A 22,671-nucleotide genomic window follows, 5' to 3' on the forward strand; every position below is an offset into this window, starting at 1 on the left:
AAGGAGACGGTCCGACATGCACATGGCTAAATCGATACTCGCAGGCACTTTTTTCCTGGTCTGCGGAACGGCTCCGGGCTTTGCCCAGGATCGCATTGAAGAAGCTGTCAATGCCACGATCCAGCCCTTGATGAAACAACAGGACATCGCCGGCATGGCCGTGGCGATCACCTACAACGGTCAACGCCATTATTTCAACTACGGCGTGGCCTCCAAGGACACGAAAAAGCCGGTCACCGACCAGACCCTCTTCGAAATCGGCTCGGTCAGCAAGACCTTCACCGCCACCCTCGGCGCCTATGCCCTGGCCCAGGGCAAGCTGTCCCTGGCGGACCCGGCCAGTCGCTTCGCCCCCGAGCTGCGCGGCAGCGCCTTCGACGGCTTCAGCCTGCTCAACCTCGCCACCTATACCGCCGGTGGCCTGCCGTTGCAGTTCCCCGCCGAGGCGGACCATCCGGACCGGATGTTCAGTTATTACACGACCTGGAAGCCGCTCTACCCGGCCGGCACCCAGCGGCTCTATTCAAACCCGAGCATCGGCCTGTTCGGCTATCTGGCAGCCCGCAGCATGGGACGGCCGTTTGACGAGGTGATGGAGCGTACGCTGATGCCAGGGTTGGGCCTGCAGCACAGCTATGTGCGGGTGCCCCAGGATCAGTTGGGCCGATACGCCCAAGGCTATGCAAAAGACGGCAAGCCCGTCCGGGTCGGGCCGGGTGCCCTGGATTCCGAGGCTTACGGAGTGAAAACCAGCTCATCGGACCTGATGCGCTTCGTCGAGGCCAACCTGCGACCTGAAAAACTGGACGCGGATCTGAAGCAAGCGATTGCCACGACGCATACAGGTTTCTACAGGGTTGGCAGGATGAATCAGGGGCTGGGCTGGGAGTTCTACCCCGCTCCGTTCACCTTGGATGACCTGCTCGCTGGCAACACACCGCAAATGGCCCTGACCCCACAAAAAGTCGAACCGCTCAACACGCCCCGCCCAGCACCAGACGGCGCCTGGGTCAACAAGACAGGATCTACCAACGGTTTCGGCGCATACGCGGCGTTCGTACCCGGAAAGGACATGGGGATCGTCATGCTGGCGAACAGAAACTACCCGATCGAAGAACGGGTGAAAGCAGCGCACCGGATCCTGATGGCGTTGGACGGTCAACAAGGCAACTGAGGAAATACAACTGGGGCTGCAGAAGCCTTGTCGTTACTGGAAATCAATCATCCAGCGGCTTCGGCGGCCCCGCCGGCTTGGCTGCCTTGCCAGGCTTGGTACCTTTCGCATCCTTGGCCGGTGCGGGCTCCGGCGCAGGAGGAGGCGTCGGGGCTGCCGCCTCTTTTTCTGCCGCAGGCAGTTTATCGACGGTGTCGAAGAGGTCTTTCAATTCGATCGCACCGGAATGCTCAAGCTTCTTTTCCCCATCCTTGCCCACCAGGATGATCTTGGTCTGCGCACCGGCTCCCAGCTTGAGCGAGCGAATCAACGCCATGGTGCTTTGCGGATCCAGATCCTTGCCATCGCGCTGCCCAATGGTATTGAGCACGGTATAGAGCACCATGTTGCGCTCGGAGAAGCCCTGCTTGCCTGCCGGCTCATCCAAGGCCTTTTTCAGGCTCACCCAGGCAGGGTCGACCGTGCTGGGCGCGATGACGACAAGGGGACGTGACTTGCCTGCGTCCGCCAACAGAGGCGAGTCGCCATCGGCAGCGAACAGGGGGCCGGCGATGGCCAGCAAGGTAGCGAAGGTCAACGACCGAATGAGCATGCGCCTCTCCTTTTGATATTTACGCTGTACTGATTGCACAGGGCCGCGATTGTTCCGCGAGAGTCGCTCGATACTGCGCCTGCCTGACTGAAGCTTAGGCCAGGGGGGTCATTGCGCAACCGCAAGGAGAGCGCTGGAGTCGGGAGAAACTATTGTGGGAGCGAGCTTGCTCGCGATAGCGTCATGACGGCCAACATCGAAGTCGACTGACACACCGCTATCGCGAGCAAGCTCGCTCCCACATTGGACTTGAGGTGATCGGACTAGAACGCCAGCTTGAACCCGATCATCGCCAGCATCACCGCCAGGCATGGGCGCAGCAGTTCGTCAGAGATGCGTCCCGACAAGTGACTGCCCAGGTAGATCCCCGGCAACGAACCGATCAACAGGAAACCCAGGATGTGCCAGTCCATGTTGCCCATGCTTGCATGGCCCAGGCCAGCCACCAGGGTCAGCGGCACGGCGTGAGCGATCTCGGTGCCCACCAGGCGCTTGGTGACCAGGAACGGGTAAAGGATGAACAACGCGACAGTACCCAGGGCGCCAGCGCCGATAGAGGTCAACGCGACCATCGTACCCAGCACCAGGCCAGTGATGACCGTCAACACATTGAGGCGCGAACCGGAGGGGCTGTAGTGGCCGCCAGCGCGGTCGTGGGCAAATTGCAGCAGGCGCTTCTTGAACAGGATCGCCAGGGCGGTGGCGAACAACACGAAGCCCAAGGCTTGCTTGATCACCGCGTTCATGGCATCGGGGGAGCTGTGCAGGCTGCTGATGAACCACAGCGTCAAACCAACCGCCGGCACGCTGCCCAACGTCAGCCAGCCGGTGATCGCCCAATCGATGTTGCGATTTTTTGCATGAACCAGGACACCACCCGACTTGGTAATGGCTGCGTACAACAGGTCCGTACCTACCGCCGTCGCTGGGTTGATACCAAACCACAACAGGATCGGGGTCATCAGCGAGCCACCACCGACGCCGGTCATCCCAACGATGAAGCCGACCACCAGGCCTGCAACGACTAAACCGACATTACCGAAATCCATTAAACCCGTCTCAGCACGACCGCGTGAAAAATCTGGCCGCGAGCATAGCGATTTTTCTTATAACCCCCTATATCGATGTGATCTATCTTTATTCCTTTTCCATCACTTCACTGAACCGGCAAGAAGTTGAGGAACAGCAAGCTCTGGGCGTAATTCAAGCCGATCCGCCGGTAGCGCTCATCGAGCATCTGGGTCAGCAGGTCCAATCGGGCGACGATTTTTCCGAACTCCACAGCAAAACTAAGGTTGCTGCCCTCCTCCGAAATCTCATTGGAAAACAGCAACAGCTTGCCCTCCTTGTTCTGCCGCTGGCTCAGCAACCAGGTGGCTTTTTCGATATTGCGCGCCGCGTTGCTGACGAAACGTGGGTCGATGGTGTCGGTCATGTAGAACTCGAGACGATTGCCGTGTGCGGTGACCAGCATGCTGCCGATGGCATAGATGAACGCCCCCACCCGGTCGCCGAGAAACTCCGGGCTCATGGCATAGCTCAGGGCCGCCAGGTCCTTCTTGCCCCCCAGGGTCGGCAAGGGCTGCTGCTGCTCGATGGCCATGCGCACCTGTTTTTCCGCGGTGCGGGCGTCGAGAAAGCCGGACTTGCGCAGTTCCTCGGGGTTGCGCAGGTACAGCTTGTTCATCAGCAGATAGAGGCTTTGCAGGTTGTCGTGCATCGACAACGTGGCCATGCGGTCGACGCTGGTCTGCAAGAACTCCTGGGGCCTGGCGTTGCTGAACTGCGTGACCATGTCCTGCCCCTGCTGATGGCTGCAGCCGCCGCTGAACAGCATCGACACCCCCACCAACAATGCCAGGCAGCAGCGGCGCAATCTCGTCACAGAATAAAAAACACCGGCCATCGAGTCTCGGTCTGGGCATGGGGAAGCGATAGGGGTTGTCGCTTCCAGGCCATGGATAGAGCGGCAAAAATCGCAAAAGTGCAGTGCCCGGAGAAAACCCTCAACCTTGCACAACACCTCCACAACCTAATTAGTCTTACTTTTTAATTGATAAATCTCTATTTATGGCTATAAATCCTTTCTCACCCATCAAATAGAAAGACTACTAAACAGAAAAACCTTCAGCGCTGTCCGACCAGTAACGGACTCGCCCCGCGTTCAAAACAACAACAAAACAACAGGAAGGAAGGTCATACCATGCTTGAATCCAGACAACTGCTCACGGCCCTCGGAGTGTCTCTGATGATCGCCACCTCGGCTTCCCAGGCTGCCGGCCTGACCAACGAACGCGGCGCGTTCGGCAAGACCGACGACGGCACGGCGGTGGAAAAATTCGTGCTGCGCAACAGTCACGGCATGGAGGCCACGGTCATCACCTACGGCGGCATCCTCCAGTCATTGAGCGTACCGGACAAAAACGGCAAGGCCGCCGACATCGTGCTCGGCTTCGACGACGTGCAGGGTTACCAGAAGAACGGCAGCGTGTATTTCGGCGCGACCATCGGCCGCTTTGGCAATCGCCTGGCCGACGGCGCCTTCGAGCTGGACGGCAAACGTTACCAAGTGCCGCAGAACGACCATGGCAACTCCCTGCACGGCGGGCCGCAAGGGTTCGACAAGCGCGTCTGGAAAGCTCAGCCCCATAATGCCAAGGACTCGGTGGGCGTCACCCTGACCTACCTGTCACCCGATGGCGAGATGGGCTTTCCCGGGGCACTGAAGACCGACGTCACCTACAGCCTCACCGAACAGAACGAGTTGCGTATCGAGTACAAAGCCACCACCGACAAGCCCACAGTGCTGAACCTGACCAACCACAGCTATTTCAACCTGGCCGGCGCGGGCAATGGCGACATACTCAAGCAGGTCGCGACCCTGCACGCGGCCCACTACACGCCGGTCACCGGCAAACTCATCCCCACCGGCGAACTGGCCCCCGTGGCCGGTACGCCGATGGACTTCACCCAACCCACCGCCATCGGCACCCACATCAAGGCCGATCACCCACAACTCAAATTCGCCGAACCGAAACAAGGCGGCTTCGATTTCAACTGGGCGCTGGACGCCAAGGGCGACGTGAACAAACTGGCCGCCGAGGTGTATGACACGCAATCGGGACGACGCCTGCAGCTCTATACCACCGAACCCGGCGTGCAGTTCTATACCAGCAACTTCCTTGACGGCACCGTCAAGGGCAAGCAAGGCAAGGTCTATCCACATTGGGGCGCGTTCACCCTGGAAACCCAGCACTACCCCGACTCGCCCAACCAGCCGAACTTCCCCTCGACGCGGCTTGATCCGGGCCAGACCTATACCCAGACCATGGTGTTGAAGTTTTCCGCGAAGTAGAAAAACGGTGCAACACCTGTAGGAGCTGTCGAGCGAAGCGAGGCTGCGATCTGTGCCCAGACAATTGAGTCTGAGCAAAAGATCAAAAGATCGCAGGCTTCGCCAGCTCCTACGACTATCCTGCTGTCCATTGGATTATCGATCAGCACAACAGGAGAAAGGCATGAGGACGCTGGAATTGGCGGGTGTGTCCGTACCGGTCATTGGCCAGGGCACCTGGCGCATGGGTGAGGAACCGTCTGATCACAAGAAAGAAGTGGCCGCCCTGCGGTTGGGCATCGAATTGGGCATGACCCTGATCGACACGGCGGAGATGTATGCCGAAGGCGGTGCCGAAACCGTCGTTGGCGAAGCGATCACCGGCCTGCGCGACCAGGTTTTCCTGGTGAGCAAGGTCTATCCCCACAACGCCAGTCGCAAAGGCATCCCCCTGGCCTGCGAACGCAGTTTGCGGCGGCTCGACACCGATTACATCGACCTTTATCTACTGCACTGGCGTGGGCAGTACCCGCTGGACGAAACCGTCGAAGCCTTCGAGCGTCTACGCGAAGAAGGCAAGATCGGCCGTTGGGGCGTGTCGAACTTCGATGTGGCGGACCTTGAGGAACTGGCCTCGCCAGACTGCGCCACCAATCAGGTGCTGTACAACCTGCAGGAACGCGGCATCGAATTCGACCTGCTGCCTTGGTGCCAGCATCACTCCATGCCCGTCATGGCTTACTGCCCGGTCGGTCAGGGCGGGCACCTGCTCAAGGATCACACCCTGGGACAAATCGCCGAACGCCATCGCGCGACGCCAGCGCAGATCGCCCTGGCCTGGCTGTTGCGCCAAGACAATGTGATTGCGATTCCCAAAGCCGTGAAGCCTGAACATGTACGCTTGAATGCCGAAGCAGCCAAGCTCAAGCTTGAACCACAAGACCTGGCCGCGCTGGACCTGATCTTTCCGCAACCCCAAGGCAAGCAGCGCCTGGCGATGGTCTGACATCCAATCCTGGAATTCACACCGTCCCTGTGGCGATGGAGTTTTTCCGTGGGAGCAAGGCTTGCCCGCGATGCGGACGCCTCGTTTTGCCAAGGACACCGCATCGTCTTCATCGCGGGCAAGCCTTGCTCCCACAGCGGATAAACCTAGACCACGGCTCGGCCTGAACCTGGGAATTTCAGAACAACCCCATCTGCCCGCCCACCAACGTCGAGAAATCATCGTCCACAAACGGCAGGATCGCATCCGCGACCGGCTGCAGTTGTTTGGTCACGTAGTGGTCGTAATCGATTGACGCGCAGCGAATTTCCAGCGGCTCTGGGCCGGCAACGGTGATGACGTAGCTGATCCAGCCACCATTCTGGTATTGCCGCGCACGCCCCTGGCGCTGATTGAATTCATCGGCCAGCCGCGCGGCTCGCACGTGAGGTGGAACGTTGCGTTCGTAGTCTTCCAGCGGCCGACGCAGGCGCTTGCGGTAGACCAGCCGATCATCGAACGCACCGGCCAGGGTCTGCTGCACATAATCGCGCACATAATCCTGATAGGGCTGGCGATGGAAGATTCGCCCGTACAGCTCCTGCTGGAACTGCCGGGCCAGCGGCGACCAGTCGGTGCGCACGGTCTCCAGGCCCTTGTAAACGATTTCGTCGCTGCCGTCGGCGCGGGTCACCAGCCCGGCGTAGCGTTTCTTGCTGCCCTCCTCGGCGCCACGGATAGTCGGCATCAGAAAGCGCTTGAAATGCGTTTCGAACTGCAGCTCCAGCGCACTCTCCAGCCCGAACTCATCGCGCACCTGCTCACGCCACCATTGGTTGACGTGCGCCACCAACGCGCGACCGATCTTGGCCGCTTCCTCCTGGCCATGGGCACGGCGCAACCAGACGAACGTGGAGTCGGTGTCGCCATAGATCACCACATGCCCTTGGGCTTCGATCAACTGGCGGGTGCGCTGCATGATCTGGTGGCCGCGCAGGGTGATGGACGAAGCCAGGCGCGGATCGAAAAAGCGACAGCCGCTGGAACCGAGCACGCCATAAAAGGCGTTCATGATGATTTTCAACGCTTGGGACAGCGGCGCATTGTGCTCGCGCTTGGCGGTTTCCCGGCCCTCGGAGACCCGCGCCACGATGGCCGGCAGGCAATGGCGGGTACGGGAGAAACGCGCCCCGCGAAAGCCTGCCACCGACGCCTGGTCATCCGGATGGCGCAGCCCTTCGATCAAGCCCACCGGGTCAATCAGGAAGGTGCGGATGATCGATGGATACAGGCTCTTGTAGTCCAGCACCAGCACCGACTCGTAGAGCCCCGGCTGGGAGTCCATGACAAACCCACCTGGGCTGGCCTCGGGCGGGCGCTGGCCCAGGTTGGGTGCAACAAATCCTTGGCGATGCATCAGCGGCATGTACAGGTGCGTGAAGGCCGCCACCGAGCCACCGCTGCGGTCAGCCGGCAGGCCGGTGACGCTGGCCCGTTCCAAGAGGAACTTGAGCAGTTCGGTCTTGGCGAAGATCCGCGTCACCAGTTCACAGTCCTTGAGGTTGTATCGGGCCAGGGCCGGCTTGTCCTCGGCGAACATGCGATTGATCTCGTCCATGCGCTGGTACGGGTTATCGATGGACTTGCCCTCCCCCAGGAGCGTCTGGGCAACGTTTTCCAGGCTGAACGACGGGAAACTCCAGGTCGCCGAACGCAGGGACTCGATACCGTCGATGATCAACCGGCCAGCGGCCGAGGCGAAGAAGTGATTGTTGCGCGCGCCGTGCTCGCGCCATTGCATCTCTTCGCCACCACGCCCCAGGCGCAACGGCACGGCCAGGCGCCGGGCGTGTTCATGCAGCACCCGCAGGTCGAACTGCACCAGGTTCCAGCCAATGATCGCGTCCGGGTCGAAACGGGCGAACCACGCGTTGAGCCTCTTCAGCAAAACCGTGCGCGATTCGCAGTATTCCAGCTGGAAATCCACGCCGGTATCGTCGCCATTGGCTGGCCCGAGCATGTAGACCTGGCGCTCGCCGCAGCCTTCCAGGGCAATGGAGTACAAGTCGCCCTGGGCGGTGGTCTCGATGTCCAGGGACACCAGGCGCAACGGTGGTCGGTAGTCGGGCGCCGGTTTCATCTGGACGTCGACCAGCAGGCCATCGGCGGCCGGCGTACCGCCAAACCAGACCGGGGCGGTGATGAAGCGCTCCATCAGGTAGCGCTCCGGCGGCCGGATGTCCCCTTCGAACACCTCCACACCGGCGCGGCGCAAGGTCGTGTCCAGGCGCATCAATTGAGCATGTTGCTGGCAATACAGGCCCAGCACCGGGCGATGCTCGAAATCCAGCAGGTCCAGGGGACGTAGTTCTACCTCCTTCTCCCCTTGCAGCAGGGCTTCGAGCTGGCCGCGCTGGATCTGCGGCACAAAGGCCACCGACGTTTGCACGGGCAGGCGCACGCGCCGGGGACCGGCGTCGGTCGCCAGCCAGAACTCGACTTCGGTACCGACCGGGGTGTCGCGCCAATGCCGGGTCAGGACGAAGCCCTGCTGTAAATCCACCGCTGCAACCTCGAATTTTGCGTAAGCGACGATTCTACCCGTGGTGAGGGAACTTCACCTGCCCAACTGACCATAGCCAATCTCCCGTGACGAGGGATTTATCCCCTTGTGGGAGCAAGGCTTGCCCGCGATGCAGGCGCCCCGTTACCTCTGGGAGAACGCATCGTCTTCATCGCGGGCAAGCCTTGCGCCCACAGAGGGACTCCACTGGCCACATACTGGATGACATCACATCGGCGGGAAATTCACCGGCAATGACGCTTTTGGACGACTGGCCGCCGCTTTACCGCTTGCCCTGCGCCTTTGGGTCTACGATTCTTTAATCACCCGTAAAAACAACACCTGAGGCTCCCCCATGAAAACCGTCGCGCAGTTGCTCCGGATAAAAGATGAGAAGAACCAGCAAGTGCACACCATCTCACCGGACGACATGGTATTGCAGGCCCTGATGCGCATGGCCGAGAAGAACGTCGGTGCCTTGCTGGTGGTGAAGAACGATGAAGTGCTGGGGATCATCAGCGAGCGCGACTATGCCCGCAAAATGGTCTTGCACGGTCGCTCATCGGTGGGCACGAAGGTCAGTGACATCATGGTATCCCCCGTGATCACCATCGACCCGCACCAGAACGTCGAGACCTGCCTGAGCATCATGACCGAAAAACATCTGCGGCATTTGCCAGTGGTAGAGGACGGCAAACTGGTCGGCCTGCTGTCCATCGGCGACCTGGTCAAGGAAGCCATCGCCGAACAGGCTGATCTGATCAAACAACTGGAGCAATACATTCGCGGAGAATGATCCATTCGGTCGGGTTGCTCATTCCCAAGGCACTTCTATATTGAAGGGGTTGTCCCTGCGAGCATCCCGATGGCCGCCTCCGACCGACTGATCATCTGTGAACATTGCGATGCGGTGTACGAGCCGGTGGTGCTCCTCGCGCATCAGAAATCTTCGTGCGTGCGCTGCCATGCGGTGATCCAGCGCTACAACGGCCTGACCATCGAACAGCGCCTGGCCTTGAGCGTCACGGCGGCGGTGCTGTGGGCCTTCGCCAACATCTACCCGATCATGAGCATCCGCCTCCAGGGCCTGAGCAACAGCGCGACGTTATGGGATTCCATCGTGGCGCTGAGCCAGGGACCGATCGCCTTCATCGCCCTGGTGACAGCGGTGGCGATCATCATTGCACCGGCCTTTCAATTGGCGCTGCTGCTCTGGGTGCTGGGCCATGCTTACCTCCAGCGTCGGGCGCCGGGGTTCAACCTGTGCATGCGCAGCCTGGAAGCCCTGCGGCCCTGGAGCATGCTGGAAGTGTGCCTGCTGGGCGCGCTGGTGGCGGTGATCAAGCTCGCCGGCCTGCTGGACGTGCTCCCGGGCATCGGCCTGTTCGCCCTGGCGGCCTTGAGCCTGCTGATGATCCGCATTGCCGGGCGCGATGTCCGCGACCTGTGGGACAGCCTGTGAACGGCCCGCCGCTGGACACTCCGCCAGAAGCCCGCGACCTGGACCTGTGCCTGTGCCACGGCTGCGGCCTGGCCTGCGACATGACCGACGAGCCCCAGACCTGCCCCCGCTGCGACGCCGCCCTGCATCGACGCAAACCCGACGCCATCACCCGCACCTGGGCCTACATGCTGGCCGCGCTGGTGTGTTACATCCCGGCCAACCTGCTGCCGGTCATGAATACCCAGATGCTCGGCGAAGGCGCCGACAGCACCATCATCAGCGGCGTCATCGAGTTCTGGCAAAGCGGCGCCTGGGACATCGCCCTGATTATCTTCATCGCCAGCATCGCCGTACCGGGCATCAAGTTCGTGGTGCTGACCCTGCTGCTGGTGACCGCACAGCGGCGCAGCACCTGGGCCCAGGTCCAGCGGGCGAAGCTGTACCGGCTGGTGGAAGTCATCGGCTACTGGTCGATGCTCGATGTGCTGGTGGTGGCCCTGGTGGCGGCACTGGTCAAGTTCCAGGCATTGAGCGACATCGAACCACGGCCGGGCATCCTGTTCTTCGGCCTCGTGGTGCTGTTCACCATGCTGTCGGCCATGAGTTTCGACCCCCGGCTGATCTGGGACACTCAACCATCCGAGGAGGTCATGGATGAAGTCGCAAGCCACTGACGGGCAGCCACCCGCCCCCGGCCGCGCCCACGTCACCACCCGCCGCTGGACCGTATCGCTGGTGTGGATCGTGCCGATCATCGCGGTGCTGGTGGGCATTTCCCTGGTGGTCCACAACTGGCTGCAGGAAGGCCCGACCATCACCATCACCTTCAAGACCGGCCAAGGCCTGACCGCCAACAAGACCCAGGTGAAATATCGCAACGTGGTCATCGGCCAGGTCACCGACGTGCAACTGAGCGACGATCAGAAAAACGTCACCGCCACGGTCAAGCTCGCCAAGACCGCCGACACGTTCACCCATGAGGACTCGGTATTCTGGGTGGTGCGGCCAAGGATCGGAGCCGGCGGAATCTCAGGAATCGACACTCTGCTGTCAGGAGACTTCATCGGGGCCGACGCGGGTCAATCGAAAGTGCGTGCCAAGTCCTTCACCGGCTTGGAGAACCCGCCCCCCATCACTTACGGCGAACCGGGCAAGCGCTTCACCCTGCACTCCCAGGACCTCGGCTCGCTGGACATCGGCTCGCCGGTGTACCTGCGCAAGATTCCGGTGGGCCAAGTGGTGTCCTATGCCCTGGACGCCGATGGCAAGGGCGTCAACATCGACGTATTCGTCAACGCGCCCAACGATGTCTATGTCACCGAAAACACCCGGTTCTGGAACGTCAGCGGCGTGGACGTGAACGTCGGCGCCAATGGTTTCGCGGTCAAGACCGAATCGCTCTCGGCCCTGCTGCTGGGCGGCATCGCGTTCCGGGCGCCCGAGTACAGCCCCGACGACGTCCCCGCCAGCGAGGACAAGACCTACGAGCTGTTCGCCGACCAGCAGAGCGCCCTCGCCCCGCCCGATGGCAAGGCGCAATACCTGGCCCTGCGGTTCGATCAGGCGCTGCGCGGCTTGCGCGTCGGGGCGCCGGTGGAGTTCCTGGGCGTGGAGGTCGGCAGGGTGGTCGCCATCAACCTGGATTTCGATGAGAAACAGCGCAGCTTTCCGGTCAACGTCGGCGTGGTGTTCTACCCCCAGCGCCTGGGCAAGGCCCACGAAAAACTGCTCAAGACACTCAACCACGACCCAGAGGACGAAGCCGCTTCCGCCCGGTTGATCGGCAGTTTCGTCGAGCGCGGCCTGCGCGCCCAGGCCCGTAGCGGCAACCTGTTGACCGGGCAGCTGTACATTTCTCTGGATTTCTACCCCAAGGCGGAAAAAGTCGCCTTCGACGCCAACGCCCGCCCCGTCCGAATCCCCACCATCCCGGGCAGTCTCCAGCAGTTGCAGGAGCAGCTCCAATCGATGGTGGAGCGGATCAACAAGCTGCCGCTGGAGAGCATCGCCGGCAACCTGGATGGCAACCTGGTAGAGCTGCGCAAAGGCCTGACCCAATTCAACAGCAAGACCTTGCCGAGCGTACAAAACACCTTGCAGGACGTGAGCAAGACCCTGAAATCGGCCAACTCGACCCTGGCCGAAGACTCGCCCCAGCGCGAACAGCTGACCCAGACCCTGGACGACCTGGGCCGCATGTCGCGCTCGCTGCGCGAACTGTCGGATTACCTGAGCCGCCATCCTGAATCGCTGCTTCGCGGCCGTCCCAAGGACGCACCGGCGCAGAACCTCACATTGCCGGTGAAAGAATGATCACAGGAGCGCGCCCCATGTCACTGACGCTGAAACTCACCCTGGCTGCCGTGGCATTGCTGCTCGGCGCCTGCCGCAGCGATCCGATCCACTATCACACCCTGAGCCCGGCCCAACCGGCAGGCCAATCGCGCTCCAGCGTGGACATCCAGATTGAACAGGTGAGCGTTCCACCCCAGGTGGATCGCACCCAGATGGTCATTCGCCAAGGCAACAGCGGGTTGGCGATCCTGGAAACCGAATGGTGGGGCGCCAGCCTGGCCGATGAACTGCACAGCAGCCTGGACGAACAACTGAGCAACCCTGGCGCACACAAATCATTGCTGCGGGTAGATGTGCAACGCTTTGACTCGATCCCTGGCCGCCATGCCCGCATGGATGTGCAATGGCGACTGCGCAACCTGGGCAACGACGCCCGCCCTCTCACGTGCCGCAGCAGCCTGCAAACCCCGGCGGGCGCCAGTATCGACGAGCTGGTAATGGCACACCAGGAGAATGTCCGGCAGTTTGTCGACCTCGTTGAGCAGGCGGCTGCACGCAAAGCCTGTCCTTGACCTGTAGGAGCAGCCGAAGGCTCGGGCCGCGTTCGGACGATCTTTTGATCTTTTGATCTTTCGCTTGAGACTCAAGCGTCGGCGCAAAGATCGCAGCCTCGCTTCGCTCGGCAGCGCCTACAAAGGCCAATGCAGCGACAACACCGGCGCAACGCGGGGATGGTGGTCGATGCGCGCCAACAACTCATGGAACGCTGGACGGGTGCTCAGCATCGCCTCCCGCGTATTTCTCCACTTCGTGATCACGGCCGCCAGGATATCCAACGCCCCCGGTTCATCACCGCCTAGAAAAGGTCGGGCCGCGAATTGGTCGGCAAACAGCGCCCAATTGCGATACAGCCGTTGCTGCGTGCCAGAGATCAATCGCTGCCGAGTCGCTTCGTCCGCCTCGTCCAACCAACGCTCCGGAAAATCGATAATGCCGATGGGCGTGTAGCAGTTGGCCGCGATGTAGACCAGGCCCCGTATGGCCTGTGCACACTGGACCGGGTCTTGCGGGAGCAGCTTGGATGCAGGGAAGGTCAACCCGAGGTGAATCAGAATCGCCGCCGTTTCGGTCAGCACCGAACCGTCCGGCAACTGCAGGGTCGGCACCTGCTTCAAAGGATTGAGTGCCTCGAGCTCTTTCGTCGCATCGTTGTCTTGCGTCGAATAGGCATCGACCCGCCGATAAGCCACCTCACAGAGACACAGGGCAACCTCCACTGCCGAAGAGCCGGATTGCCTGCAACCGAATAACTGATACATGAACGTACCTCCTGCATAAGCGTTAGCCGGTAGAGCCCGCGAGCCCATCCGTGTTCCATCAAGCTGACCGGCAGCGGGCCAACGAGCTATCACTGCCGTCGATGTTCACCATCATGCCAATGAAGTTCTCTTGATGATCGCCCGGGACAACAATGGCCCCACACAAACCACTGCACCCCCGGAGCACACCATCATGAAACGCCAAGTCATCCTCAGCCTCGCTTTCTCTGTACTGGCCGCCAACGTATTTGCCGCCTCGTCCCAACCCGTCGTCGCCGAAGGCGGTTCTGATCGCCTGATCGAAAACCGCGTCGCTGAAGGCGGTGCCGATCGCTTGCTGGAACGTCGCGTCGCTGAAGGTGGCTCCGATCGCCTGATCGAAAACCGCGTCGCTGAAGGCGGTGCCGATCGCTTGCTGGAACGTCGCGTCGCTGAAGGTGGCTCTGATCGCCTGATCGAAAACCGCGTCGCTGAAGGCGGTGCCGATCGCTTGCTGGAACGTCGCGTTGCCGAGGGTGGCTCCGATCGCCTGATCGAAAACCGCGTCGCTGAAGGCGGTGCCGATCGCTTGCTGGAACGTCGCGTTGCCGAGGGTGGCTCCGATCGCCTGATCGAAAACCGCGTCGCTGAAGGCGGTGCTGATCGCTTGCTGGAACGTCGCGTTGCCGAGGGTGGCTCCGATCGTCTGATCGAAAACCACGCATGAGTTGCCTGGCAGCCTACCCGATACACCGCTTAAGACGGCTCCCGCACCAAACCCATCCCCCTAAAAGCCCGGCCTCATCCACCGGGCTTTTTCATGCCCCAAAGCCTGGCTAACGCCCCGACGCCCGCGCCATGCATCGCTGATAACGCTCATCCACCCGTTTGGCGAACCACGCCGTGGTCAGCTTGCGCGTGATCTTCGGGCTCTTGAGCACGATCCCCGGCAATACCGCTCGTGGCAACGCCTTGCCCTCGGCCTTGTCAGCCAGTTCGAACACACGCTTGTAGAGTTTGCTGTCCTCGAACGCCAGGCTGTCACCCTGCTCCAATTGATCGCGAATGGTCGGGTTGCGCATCCCTAGCGACTTGCCCAGCGTGCGCACCGCCAGTTCCGTGCTGCCTGGCATGATGGAATCATGCGCAATCAGATCGCCGTCCAGCGCCAGGGAAATGCCCGACGCCACACTCACCGCATGCTGGAAAGCCGCGTTGCGGCTGGCATACCACCCGGCATTGAAATCGGCAAACCGATACAACGGCTCGGTGTAGCTCACCGGATAGCCCAGTAAATGCGCGATACCGAAATACATCCCGCCACGACGGCTGAACACTTCGCGACGAATCGAGCCCTCTACCGTATAGGGATAATTGCGCGCATTGTCCTGGGCGAACGCGATGCTGACCTGCATTGGCCCACCGGTGTGCACCGGATTGAAACCGGCAAACAGGGTCTTGCCCAGCGGCACCATGCCGATGAAATCATCGAAAATCCCGCTCAGCTCTTTCTCGCTACGCGCCGCGTCGAGCCGATCGCTGTAGCTTTTTCCGTTGGGCGAACGCACCTGGAGTGCACCGCTGACCAACAGTTGCGGAATGTGCACCTTCGCCGCACGGCGGTCGATCTCCTGACGCGCGATCTTGCCCAGCCCCGGCACTGGCGGATCAGATTGGAACGTCGACTCCTGTTCGGTCACCGCCAGGACAGCACAGATGTTCCGCGTCGTGGTCGGGATCTGTTGGGCCGCAAAGGCCACGTAGATGTCCGTGGCCCAGCCTTCGCGGTCGACAGCCTTGGCCGGCAACAACTGCACGATCTGCTTCTTGACCTCGGAGGGCTGACGCTCAGGCTCCTGTGCCTGGCGGCTGCTGCAACCGGCAAGGGCCAGCAGCGTGGCAAGGGTGATCATCAATCGGTTGAATTGCATGGTGCTCCGTCGGATTCGTTCTTCCGGAGCAACCATACGATCAAAAGCGGGTACGGGCTATGCCCAATGTGGGAGCGAGCCTGCTCGCGATAGCATCAGCCCAGTCAACCCCGCTGCAACTGACCCACCGCTATCGCGAGCAAGCTCAGCTCCCACAGAGGATCTTGTGGCGTATTCGAGGTTTGTGAACGACCCAAAAAAACTGTGGGAGCGAGCCTGCTCGCGATAGCGTCAGCCCAGTCAACTCGATGCAAACTGACCCACCGCGATCGCGAGCAAGCTCAGCTCCCACAGAAGATCTTGTGGCGTATTCGAGGTTTGTGAACGACCCAAAAAAACTGTGGGAGCGAGCTTGCTCGCGATAGCGGCGGCACATTCGACATCACCGGAACTGACCCACCGCGATCGCGAGCAAGCTCAGCTCCCACAGAGGATCTTGTGGCGTATTCGAGGTCCGTGAACGACCCAAAAAAAACTGTGGGAGCGAGCTTGCTCGCGATAACGGCGGCACATTCGACATCACCGGAACTGACCCACCGCGATCGCGAGCAAGCTCAGCTCCCACAGAGGATCTTGTGGCGTATTCGAGGTCCGTGAACGACCCAAAAAAAACTGTGGGAGCGAGCTTGCTCGCGATAACGGCGGCACATTCGACATCACCGGAACTGACCCACCGCGATCGCGAGCAAGCTCAGCTCCCACAGAGGATCTTGTGGCGTATTCGAGGTTTGTGAACGACCCAAAAAAACTGTGGGAGCGAGCCTGCTCGCGATAACGGCGTCACATTCGACATCACCGGAACTGACCCACCGCGATCGCGAGCAAGCTCAGCTCCCACAGAGGATCTTGTGGCGTATTCGAGGTTTGTGAACGCCCCAAAAAACTGTGGGAGCGAGCTTGCTCGCGATAACGGCGGCACATTCGACATCACCGGAACTGACCCACCGCGATCGCGAGCAAGCTCAGCTCCCACAGAGGATCTTGTGGCGTATGCGAGGTCCGTGAACGACCCAAAAAAAACTGTGGGAGCGAGCTTGCTCGCGATAACGGCGTCACATTCGACATCACCGGAACTGACCCACCGCGATCGCGAGCAAGCTCAGCTCCCACAGAGGATCTTGTGGCGTATTCGAGGTCCGTGAACGACCCAAAAAAAACTGTGGGAGCGAGCTTGCTCGCGATAACGGCGGCACATTCGACATCACCGGAACTGACCCACCGCGATCGCGAGCAAGCTCAGCTCCCACAGAGGATCTTGTGGCGTATTCGAGGTCCGTGAACGACCCAAAAAAAACTGTGGGAGCGAGCTTGCTCGCGATAACGGCGGCACATTCGACATCACCGGAACTGACCCACCGCGATCGCGAGCAAGCTCAGCTCCCACAGAGGATCTTGTGGCGTATTCGAGGTTTGTGAACGACCCAAAAAAACTGTGGGAGCAAGCTTGCTCGCGATAACGGCGTCACATTCGACATCACCGGAACTGACCCACCGCGATCGCGAGCAAGCTCAGCTCCCACAGAGGATCTTGTGGCGTATTCGAGGTTTGTGAACGCCCCAAAAAACTGTGGGAGCGAGCTTGCTCGCGATAGCGGCGGCACATTCGACATCACCGGAACTGACCCACCGCGATCGCGAGCAAGCTCAGCTCCCACAGAAGATCTTGTGGCGTATTCGAGGTTTGTGAACGACCCAAAAAAACTGTGGGAGCGAGCCTGCTCGCGATAGCGTCAGCCCAGTCAACTCGATGCAAACTGATCCACCGCTATCGCGAGCAAGCTCAGCTCCCACAGGGATTGGGGTGAACACCGGATGTGTGGACACCCGCTCCCACAGGATCCAGCGCTGATCAGATCCCGCTCAGCGCCAGGTCCATGGCAAAGTAGGTGAAGATCAGGTCTGCCCCCGCCCGCTTGATTGCGCCAAGGCTCTCGCGCACCACGCGGGCTTCATCGATGGCGCCGGCCTGGGCGGCGAACTTGATCATCGCGTATTCGCCACTGACCTGATAAGCCGAGAGCGGCAGGTTCGAAGCCTGGCGAATATCGCGGATGATATCGAGGTAGGCACCGGCCGGCTTGACCATCAGCGCATCGGCACCTTCCTGCTCATCGAGCAAGGACTCGCGCAATGCTTCGCGGCGATTCATCGGGTTCATCTGGTAGCTCTTGCGGTCGCCTTTCAACGCGCTGCCGCCAGCCTCGCGGAACGGGCCATAGAGTGCCGAGGCGAACTTGGTGGAATAGGCCATGATTGCCGTCTGGCTAAAACCGGCTTCATCCAGGGCCCGACGAATCGCCTGGACCTGCCCGTCCATGGCCGCCGATGGCGCGATCACATCGGCACCGGCGCGGGCCGCCGCCACGGCTTGCTTGCCCAGGTTGACCAGGGTCCGGTCGTTGTCCACTTCATCGCCGTGCAGCACACCGCAATGACCATGCTCGGTGTATTCACAGAAGCAGGTGTCGGACATCACGATCATCTCCGGCACCGCGTCCTTGCAGATCCCGGCCATGCGCGACACCAGGCCGCGCTCGCTCCAGGTGTCGCTGCCGTCATTATCCAGGTGGTGGGACACACCAAAGGTCATCACCGACTTGATGCCGGCACGGGCATAACGCTCGATCTCGCCGGCCAGCTTCGATTCAGGAATGCGTACCACGCCGGGCATGCTCTTGATCGGCACAAAATCATCGATTTCTTCTTCGACGAAAATCGGCAGCACCAAGTCGTTCAACGTGAACTCGGTTTCCTGGAACAGGCTGCGCAGGCTTGCATTGCGACGCAGACGGCGTGGACGTGCTTCGGGGAACTGGCTGGACATGGGACTCCTGGGCAGAAATGGGTGCTCGATCACAAGGCGCAAAGCTTATGCCCTGGCCGACCAGGGCACAAACGTCGGCTGGAAAACAGAGTGTTACCGGCCAGGCAATAATCTACTCACAAGGTCAGCGAGCCATTGATGCACGTCACCTCCAGTTGCTTGTAATCGAATCGGCGGGCCGTGGGGTGACTCATTCCGGAATCTTCAACCCGCGCGCCACAGCCGGTCGGGCCAGGAAACGCTCCAGTACCCGCGTCACATTGGGGAAGTTCTGGATTCCGACCAAATCACCGGCCTCGTAAAAGCCGATCAAGTTGCGCACCCAGGGGAACGTGGCGATATCGGCGATGGTGTAGCGCTCGCCCATGATCCAATCCCGTCCTTGCAGACGGCCATCGAGCACCTTGAGCAGGCGCTTGCTTTCCTCGACGTAGCGATCGCGCGGCCGCTTGTCCTCGTAGTCCTTGCCGGCGAACTTGTTGAAGAACCCCAACTGCCCGAACATCGGCCCGATCCCGCCCATCTGGAACATCAGCCACTGGATCGTCTCGTAGCGCGCCGCCGACTCCTGGGCCAGCAACTGCCCGCTCTTGTCCGCCAGATAAATCAGGATCGCCCCCGACTCGAACAACGCCAACGGCTGGTCGCCCGGTCCATGGGGATCGAGAATCGCCGGGATCTTGTTGTTGGGGTTCAGGGAAAGGAACTCGGGCGACAGTTGATCGTTGCTGGCGAAGTCCACTTTGTGGGGCTCGTACGGCAGGCCGGTCTCTTCCAGCATGATCGAAACCTTCACGCCGTTGGGGGTGGGCAGGGAGTAGAGCTGGATCCACTCCGGGTATTGGGCGGGCCATTTTTCGGTGATGGGGAATGGGGTCAAGTCGGGCATGGGGTCGGCTCGGAAATGAAGGAAAGCCCGAGGATAATCCAAGATGTACGGGAGGGCATCACTGCCCGTCACGGAATTCACGTCGTCCCTTCTTAATTTCGCAACATCCTGTCGTTAACGTTCGTCCCATCTCCTGACGGAGATCGCTACAGTGCACCGGGACCCGCCAGGATCGAACCAAAGGGCTTGAAGAGACTCTGAGCAATGCCCCGGGGATTCGACGCGGCGTAATGACAGGGAAAACACCCGAGGCCACCCGCTTCGCGGTGCCAGGGTTTGTCAGCCTGACTCAAGAGTGCTGAAGAATAACTATCCCATGATGAACCCACTGAATTTCGCCAGACGCTTCAAACACCGTTCGTGGCTGATGCTGCCGACGCTGCTTGTGGTCTGTGGCCTGGTGCTGGCGCTGGAATCCAGCGTCAGCCGCGCCCAGCCGGCCGACGGAGTGCAGACGTTGGTGTTCCTGCGCCACGCCGAGAAACCCGCCGGTGGCCTGGGCCAGCTCAACTGCCAGGGTCTCAACCGCGCCATCGACCTGGCCACCCTGCTGCCGGAAAAATTCGGCAAGGCCGACTACGTGTTCGCAGCCAACCCGACCCGCAATGTCGAAGAGGGTGAGCTGGACAATTCCTATAGCTATATTCGCCCGCTGATGACCATCAGCCCCAGCGCCATCAAGCTCGGGTTGCCGGTGAACATCAATTATTCGGCCAACGACACCAGCGACCTGGCTGATGAACTGCTACACGACAAGTACCACAACGCCACCATCTATACCGCCTGGTCCCACGGCTACCTGCCAGAACTGATCAACAAGGTCGCCGAGGAGGCCGTGGGCAAGAAGCAGACCATTACCGATGACTGGGCGTCAGGCGATTTCGATTCGCTGTACGTGCTGACCCTGACCTGGCACAACGGCAAGGCCAGCCTCACCAGCCATAGCTACAAGCAAGGCTTGGACAACGGCCAGGAAACCTGCCCGACCTGATCAGTCGCCACTTCCCTTTGTGGGCGCGAGCTTGCTCGCGATGGCGATAACCCAGGCGACATCGATGTCGACTGCTGCACCGCTATCGCGAGCAAGCTCGCTCCCACAGGGGGTAGCCGTTCAACGCTGGGCCTGATTGCGAGCTCACCCTCCCCGGGCCGCCCGCTCGCGCAAGTACTCCAGCACCGCCGCCTGGTCTCCCGAGAACTCGATCCGCAGCCCCTTCTTTTCCCGCTGGAACACGTACATCGGGTCGTAATACTCGCGCAGCAAGCCTTCTATCCACCCGCGATGCAAGTCGACGGCGCCGCTGCTGGCCTGCTCGGCCAGGGCGGTTTCCAGGATGTTCATCAAGCGCCGGTGACGGTCACCGCCCAGGCGCTTGTGGATGTTGTCCAGGCTTGCCAGCAACCGCTCGCAAAACAGTGAGAAACCTTCGTCGCCATGTACGGCGACAAATTCCGCACACAGGTCGATGACGTAATCCTGCAGGATCCGCTCGACCCGATGCTCCAGGCTGTCTTCGAGCCAGACCATCGGAACCTGCTGCATGCGCTGGTACAAAGGCAGCGGCAAGGCACAGCTGCCCACCGCACGGCTCTCATCTTCAAGCACAAACTGTTCGATGCCGGCGGCGCGCTTTTTCAGCACATCCACGGCCAGGCGGTTTTCAAAATCGATGTTGGAAGGCTGGCCGGTGGCGCGTTTGCCGAAGCTGGAACCGCGATGGTTGGCATAACCTTCCAGATCCAGGCTGTTGCTCAGTTGGCCCAGCGCTTGGGTCTTGCCGGTCCCGGTCATGCCGCCGAGCAGCACCAGGTCGCACTGGGCGACCGCCTGCTCGACCGTGTCCAGCAAGAAGGTGCGCATGGCCTTGTAGCCACCGCCGACCCTGGGGTAATCAATGCCCGCTTCGTCCTTGAGCCACTGCTGGACAATTTGCGAACGCAAACCGCCGCGAAAGCAATACAGCACACCGTCTGGATGGGCCTTGGCGAACTCGGCCCAAGCCTGGATGCGCTGGGCCTTGGTTTCACCGGACACCAGTTGATGCCCCAGGACAATGGCGGCCTGCTGCCCCTGCTGTTTGTAGCAGGTACCGACGCGTTGCCGTTCGCTGTCGGTCATCAGCGGCAAATTGACCACGCCGGGGAAGGCCCCCTTGATGAATTCGACCGGGGCGCGGGTGTCCATCATCGGCCGGTCATTGAGGAAGATGTCGCGGTAATCGGTGATGTCATGGCTCATCAAGACACCTCGACCGCGTAAACCTGTCGCTCGACCAGTTCGCCGATAGGTTCCAGCGCCAGCCCGAGTTCAGCGGCCACCCGCAGGAACTCGCCCTCGCCTTCAGGGGTGACGGCAACCAGCAGGCCGCCGCTGGTCTGCGGGTCGCACAGCACGCGCTTGTGCAGTTCCTGGACCCGGCCGACCTTGCTGGCATAGCTGTCGTAGTTGCGCAGCGTACCGCCCGGCACACACCCCAGGTCGAGGTAGTACTCGACGCCCGGTAGACGCGGCACTGCGTCATAGCGGATGCGCGCGGTCAGTTGGCTGCCGTCGGCCATTTCCACCAGGTGCCCAAGCAGGCCGAAGCCGGTGACGTCGGTCATCGCCGTCACCCCGTCGAGCTTGCCGAAGCGGCTGCCCGGTTTGTTGAGGGTGCACATCCAGTCACGGGCCAGGCCCACATCGGTGGCGCGCAGCTTGCCCTTCTTTTCCGCCGTGGTGAGGATGCCGATGCCCAGGGGCTTGGTCAGGTACAGGCGGCAACCGGCGGTGGCCGTGTCGTTGCGTTTCATATGGCGCTTTTGCACCAAGCCTGTGACCGCCAGGCCAAAAATCGGCTCAGGCGCGTCGATCGAATGCCCGCCGGCCAGGGGAATACCGGCCTCGTCGCACACCGAACGACCGCCGCGGATCACTTCCCGGGCAATTTCCGGGGCCAATACATTGACTGGCCAACCGAGAATCGCAATGGCCATCAGCGGGTCACCGCCCATGGCGTAGATATCGCTGATGGCATTGGTGGCGGCGATGCGACCGAAATCGAAGGGATCGTCGACAATCGGCATGAAAAAATCGGTGGTCGAGACCACCCCGCGCTCCTCGTCGATGGCGTACACCGCCGCATCGTCCCGGGAAGCATTGCCGACCCACAGCTTGGGATCCAGGTTCTGCGCACCGCTGCCGGCCAGGATCACTTCCAGCACCTGGGGCGAAATCTTGCAGCCGCAACCGGCGCCGTGGCTGTACTGGGTCAGGCGAATCGGCTCGCTCATGGGGACACCTCCGGTCAGTCAAGAGGCTCGATTCTATCAGCAACGTCACCGACTCAGTGCCGCGTCGAG

General features: G+C 61.1%; 20 protein-coding genes. 10 read left to right on the top strand and 10 right to left on the bottom strand.

The window, feature by feature from the left end:
* Positions 1 to 16 precede the first annotated feature (16 nt).
* The gene (gene ampC, locus KI237_RS19260; RefSeq protein WP_212796595.1) at positions 17 to 1,174 is read left to right on the top strand and encodes a class C beta-lactamase; all 1,158 of its coding nucleotides are present in this window, start codon (positions 17 to 19) and stop codon (positions 1,172 to 1,174) included.
* A 43-nt stretch (positions 1,175 to 1,217) separates the two neighbouring features.
* Here the strand turns inward: ampC and KI237_RS19265 are convergent, their stop codons facing one another.
* The 3 genes from KI237_RS19265 to KI237_RS19275 all read right to left on the bottom strand — a co-directional run bounded on the left by KI237_RS19265 (position 1,218) and on the right by KI237_RS19275 (position 3,672).
* Positions 1,218 to 1,766 carry a DUF4174 domain-containing protein gene (locus KI237_RS19265; RefSeq protein WP_212796596.1) on the bottom strand — a complete coding sequence of 183 codons (549 nt, stop codon included), beginning with the start codon at positions 1,764 to 1,766 and terminating at the stop codon, positions 1,218 to 1,220.
* Between the two features lie 263 nt (positions 1,767 to 2,029).
* Complete coding sequence (locus KI237_RS19270; protein WP_212796597.1) at positions 2,030 to 2,815, bottom strand: sulfite exporter TauE/SafE family protein; 786 nt, start codon at positions 2,813 to 2,815, stop codon at positions 2,030 to 2,032.
* A 107-nt stretch (positions 2,816 to 2,922) separates the two neighbouring features.
* Positions 2,923 to 3,672: a hypothetical protein gene (locus tag KI237_RS19275; protein WP_212796598.1), complete on the bottom strand. Its 750-nt coding sequence runs from the start codon at positions 3,670 to 3,672 to the stop codon at positions 2,923 to 2,925.
* A gap of 297 nt (positions 3,673 to 3,969) precedes the next feature.
* On the opposite strand from KI237_RS19275, the gene KI237_RS19280 reads away from it, so the two are divergent.
* Positions 3,970 to 5,121 carry an aldose epimerase family protein gene (locus tag KI237_RS19280; RefSeq protein ID WP_212796599.1) on the top strand — a complete coding sequence of 384 codons (1,152 nt, stop codon included), beginning with the start codon at positions 3,970 to 3,972 and terminating at the stop codon, positions 5,119 to 5,121.
* A 163-nt stretch (positions 5,122 to 5,284) separates the two neighbouring features.
* Positions 5,285 to 6,106 carry an aldo/keto reductase gene (locus tag KI237_RS19285; RefSeq protein WP_212796600.1) on the top strand — a complete coding sequence of 274 codons (822 nt, stop codon included), beginning with the start codon at positions 5,285 to 5,287 and terminating at the stop codon, positions 6,104 to 6,106.
* A 178-nt stretch (positions 6,107 to 6,284) separates the two neighbouring features.
* Here the strand turns inward: KI237_RS19285 and KI237_RS19290 are convergent, their stop codons facing one another.
* Positions 6,285 to 8,648, bottom strand: coding sequence for a DNA polymerase II (locus KI237_RS19290; protein WP_212796601.1), 2,364 nt, complete (start codon positions 8,646 to 8,648; stop codon positions 6,285 to 6,287).
* Between the two features lie 355 nt (positions 8,649 to 9,003).
* Here KI237_RS19290 and KI237_RS19295 point away from each other — a divergent pair, with 355 nt between their 5' ends.
* The 5 genes from KI237_RS19295 (at position 9,004) to KI237_RS19315 (ending at position 12,959) form a co-directional block, all read left to right on the top strand.
* Positions 9,004 to 9,444, top strand: a complete 441-nt coding sequence (locus tag KI237_RS19295) for a CBS domain-containing protein (protein ID WP_212796602.1) — start codon at positions 9,004 to 9,006, stop codon at positions 9,442 to 9,444.
* A 69-nt stretch (positions 9,445 to 9,513) separates the two neighbouring features.
* Positions 9,514 to 10,110 carry a paraquat-inducible protein A gene (locus KI237_RS19300; protein ID WP_212796603.1) on the top strand — a complete coding sequence of 199 codons (597 nt, stop codon included), beginning with the start codon at positions 9,514 to 9,516 and terminating at the stop codon, positions 10,108 to 10,110.
* Between the two features lie 11 nt (positions 10,111 to 10,121).
* Positions 10,122 to 10,766, top strand: coding sequence for a paraquat-inducible protein A (locus tag KI237_RS19305; RefSeq protein WP_212800661.1), 645 nt, complete (start codon positions 10,122 to 10,124; stop codon positions 10,764 to 10,766).
* A complete protein-coding gene (locus tag KI237_RS19310) occupies positions 10,747 to 12,405 on the top strand; it encodes a PqiB family protein (RefSeq protein WP_212796604.1) in 1,659 nt (552 codons plus the stop codon). Before KI237_RS19305 ends, KI237_RS19310 begins: the two co-directional genes overlap by 20 nt.
* A 17-nt stretch (positions 12,406 to 12,422) precedes the next feature.
* Entirely contained in the window at positions 12,423 to 12,959 is a 537-nt protein-coding gene (locus KI237_RS19315) for a PqiC family protein (protein WP_212796605.1), read from the top strand.
* Between the two features lie 117 nt (positions 12,960 to 13,076).
* Here KI237_RS19315 and KI237_RS19320 read toward each other — a convergent pair whose 3' ends face one another.
* Entirely contained in the window at positions 13,077 to 13,706 is a 630-nt protein-coding gene (locus tag KI237_RS19320; protein ID WP_212796606.1) for a glutathione S-transferase family protein, read from the bottom strand.
* 193 nt (positions 13,707 to 13,899) lie between these two features.
* Here KI237_RS19320 and KI237_RS30590 point away from each other — a divergent pair, with 193 nt between their 5' ends.
* Positions 13,900 to 14,412 carry a phage infection protein gene (locus tag KI237_RS30590; RefSeq protein WP_249410643.1) on the top strand — a complete coding sequence of 171 codons (513 nt, stop codon included), beginning with the start codon at positions 13,900 to 13,902 and terminating at the stop codon, positions 14,410 to 14,412.
* A 109-nt stretch (positions 14,413 to 14,521) separates the two neighbouring features.
* Here the strand turns inward: KI237_RS30590 and KI237_RS19330 are convergent, their stop codons facing one another.
* The 3 genes from KI237_RS19330 to KI237_RS19340 all read right to left on the bottom strand — a co-directional run bounded on the left by KI237_RS19330 (position 14,522) and on the right by KI237_RS19340 (position 19,329).
* Positions 14,522 to 15,616 (bottom strand): DUF1615 domain-containing protein, encoded by a 1,095-nt coding sequence (locus tag KI237_RS19330; protein ID WP_212796608.1) that lies wholly within the window; start codon positions 15,614 to 15,616, stop codon positions 14,522 to 14,524.
* 1,849 nt (positions 15,617 to 17,465) lie between these two features.
* Complete coding sequence (gene hemB / locus KI237_RS19335) at positions 17,466 to 18,440, bottom strand: porphobilinogen synthase (RefSeq protein WP_212796609.1); 975 nt, start codon at positions 18,438 to 18,440, stop codon at positions 17,466 to 17,468.
* Positions 18,441 to 18,630: 190 nt separating this feature from the next.
* Positions 18,631 to 19,329: a glutathione binding-like protein gene (locus KI237_RS19340; protein WP_212796610.1), complete on the bottom strand. Its 699-nt coding sequence runs from the start codon at positions 19,327 to 19,329 to the stop codon at positions 18,631 to 18,633.
* Positions 19,330 to 19,645: 316 nt separating this feature from the next.
* On the opposite strand from KI237_RS19340, the gene KI237_RS19345 reads away from it, so the two are divergent.
* A complete protein-coding gene (locus KI237_RS19345) occupies positions 19,646 to 20,320 on the top strand; it encodes a histidine phosphatase family protein (protein ID WP_212796611.1) in 675 nt (224 codons plus the stop codon).
* A gap of 144 nt (positions 20,321 to 20,464) precedes the next feature.
* On the opposite strand, the gene mnmH is transcribed toward KI237_RS19345, so the two are convergent.
* Together mnmH and selD are read right to left on the bottom strand one after the other, a co-directional pair.
* Positions 20,465 to 21,568 carry a tRNA 2-selenouridine(34) synthase MnmH gene (mnmH, locus tag KI237_RS19350; RefSeq protein WP_212796612.1) on the bottom strand — a complete coding sequence of 368 codons (1,104 nt, stop codon included), beginning with the start codon at positions 21,566 to 21,568 and terminating at the stop codon, positions 20,465 to 20,467.
* Positions 21,568 to 22,602: a selenide, water dikinase SelD gene (gene selD / locus KI237_RS19355; protein WP_212796613.1), complete on the bottom strand. Its 1,035-nt coding sequence runs from the start codon at positions 22,600 to 22,602 to the stop codon at positions 21,568 to 21,570. The genes mnmH and selD overlap by 1 nt, the downstream gene beginning before the upstream one ends.
* Between the last annotated feature and the right edge of the window lie 69 nt (positions 22,603 to 22,671).

It is taken from the genome of Pseudomonas sp. St316, assembly GCF_018325905.1.
Classification (GTDB): Bacteria; Pseudomonadota; Gammaproteobacteria; order Pseudomonadales; family Pseudomonadaceae; genus Aquipseudomonas.

Bases quoted from the DNA above. Each gene is read 5' to 3' on its own strand.
- KI237_RS30590 (WP_249410643.1), top strand. From the start codon at position 13,900: ATGAAACGCCAAGTCATCCTCAGCCTCGCTTTCTCTGTACTGGCCGCC.
- KI237_RS19320 (WP_212796606.1), bottom strand. From the start codon at position 13,706: ATGTATCAGTTATTCGGTTGCAGGCAATCCGGCTCTTCGGCAGTGGAG.
- ampC (WP_212796595.1), top strand. From the start codon at position 17: ATGCACATGGCTAAATCGATACTCGCAGGCACTTTTTTCCTGGTCTGC.
- KI237_RS19275 (WP_212796598.1), bottom strand. From the start codon at position 3,672: ATGGCCGGTGTTTTTTATTCTGTGACGAGATTGCGCCGCTGCTGCCTG.
- KI237_RS19280 (WP_212796599.1), top strand. From the start codon at position 3,970: ATGCTTGAATCCAGACAACTGCTCACGGCCCTCGGAGTGTCTCTGATG.
- KI237_RS19295 (WP_212796602.1), top strand. From the start codon at position 9,004: ATGAAAACCGTCGCGCAGTTGCTCCGGATAAAAGATGAGAAGAACCAG.
- hemB (WP_212796609.1), bottom strand. From the start codon at position 18,440: ATGTCCAGCCAGTTCCCCGAAGCACGTCCACGCCGTCTGCGTCGCAAT.
- mnmH (WP_212796612.1), bottom strand. From the start codon at position 21,568: ATGAGCCATGACATCACCGATTACCGCGACATCTTCCTCAATGACCGG.
- KI237_RS19270 (WP_212796597.1), bottom strand. From the start codon at position 2,815: ATGGATTTCGGTAATGTCGGTTTAGTCGTTGCAGGCCTGGTGGTCGGC.
- KI237_RS19315 (WP_212796605.1), top strand. From the start codon at position 12,423: ATGTCACTGACGCTGAAACTCACCCTGGCTGCCGTGGCATTGCTGCTC.
- selD (WP_212796613.1), bottom strand. From the start codon at position 22,602: ATGAGCGAGCCGATTCGCCTGACCCAGTACAGCCACGGCGCCGGTTGC.
- KI237_RS19265 (WP_212796596.1), bottom strand. From the start codon at position 1,766: ATGCTCATTCGGTCGTTGACCTTCGCTACCTTGCTGGCCATCGCCGGC.
- KI237_RS19300 (WP_212796603.1), top strand. From the start codon at position 9,514: ATGGCCGCCTCCGACCGACTGATCATCTGTGAACATTGCGATGCGGTG.
- KI237_RS19345 (WP_212796611.1), top strand. From the start codon at position 19,646: ATGATGAACCCACTGAATTTCGCCAGACGCTTCAAACACCGTTCGTGG.
- KI237_RS19330 (WP_212796608.1), bottom strand. From the start codon at position 15,616: ATGCAATTCAACCGATTGATGATCACCCTTGCCACGCTGCTGGCCCTT.
- KI237_RS19310 (WP_212796604.1), top strand. From the start codon at position 10,747: ATGAAGTCGCAAGCCACTGACGGGCAGCCACCCGCCCCCGGCCGCGCC.
- KI237_RS19285 (WP_212796600.1), top strand. From the start codon at position 5,285: ATGAGGACGCTGGAATTGGCGGGTGTGTCCGTACCGGTCATTGGCCAG.
- KI237_RS19340 (WP_212796610.1), bottom strand. From the start codon at position 19,329: ATGCCCGACTTGACCCCATTCCCCATCACCGAAAAATGGCCCGCCCAA.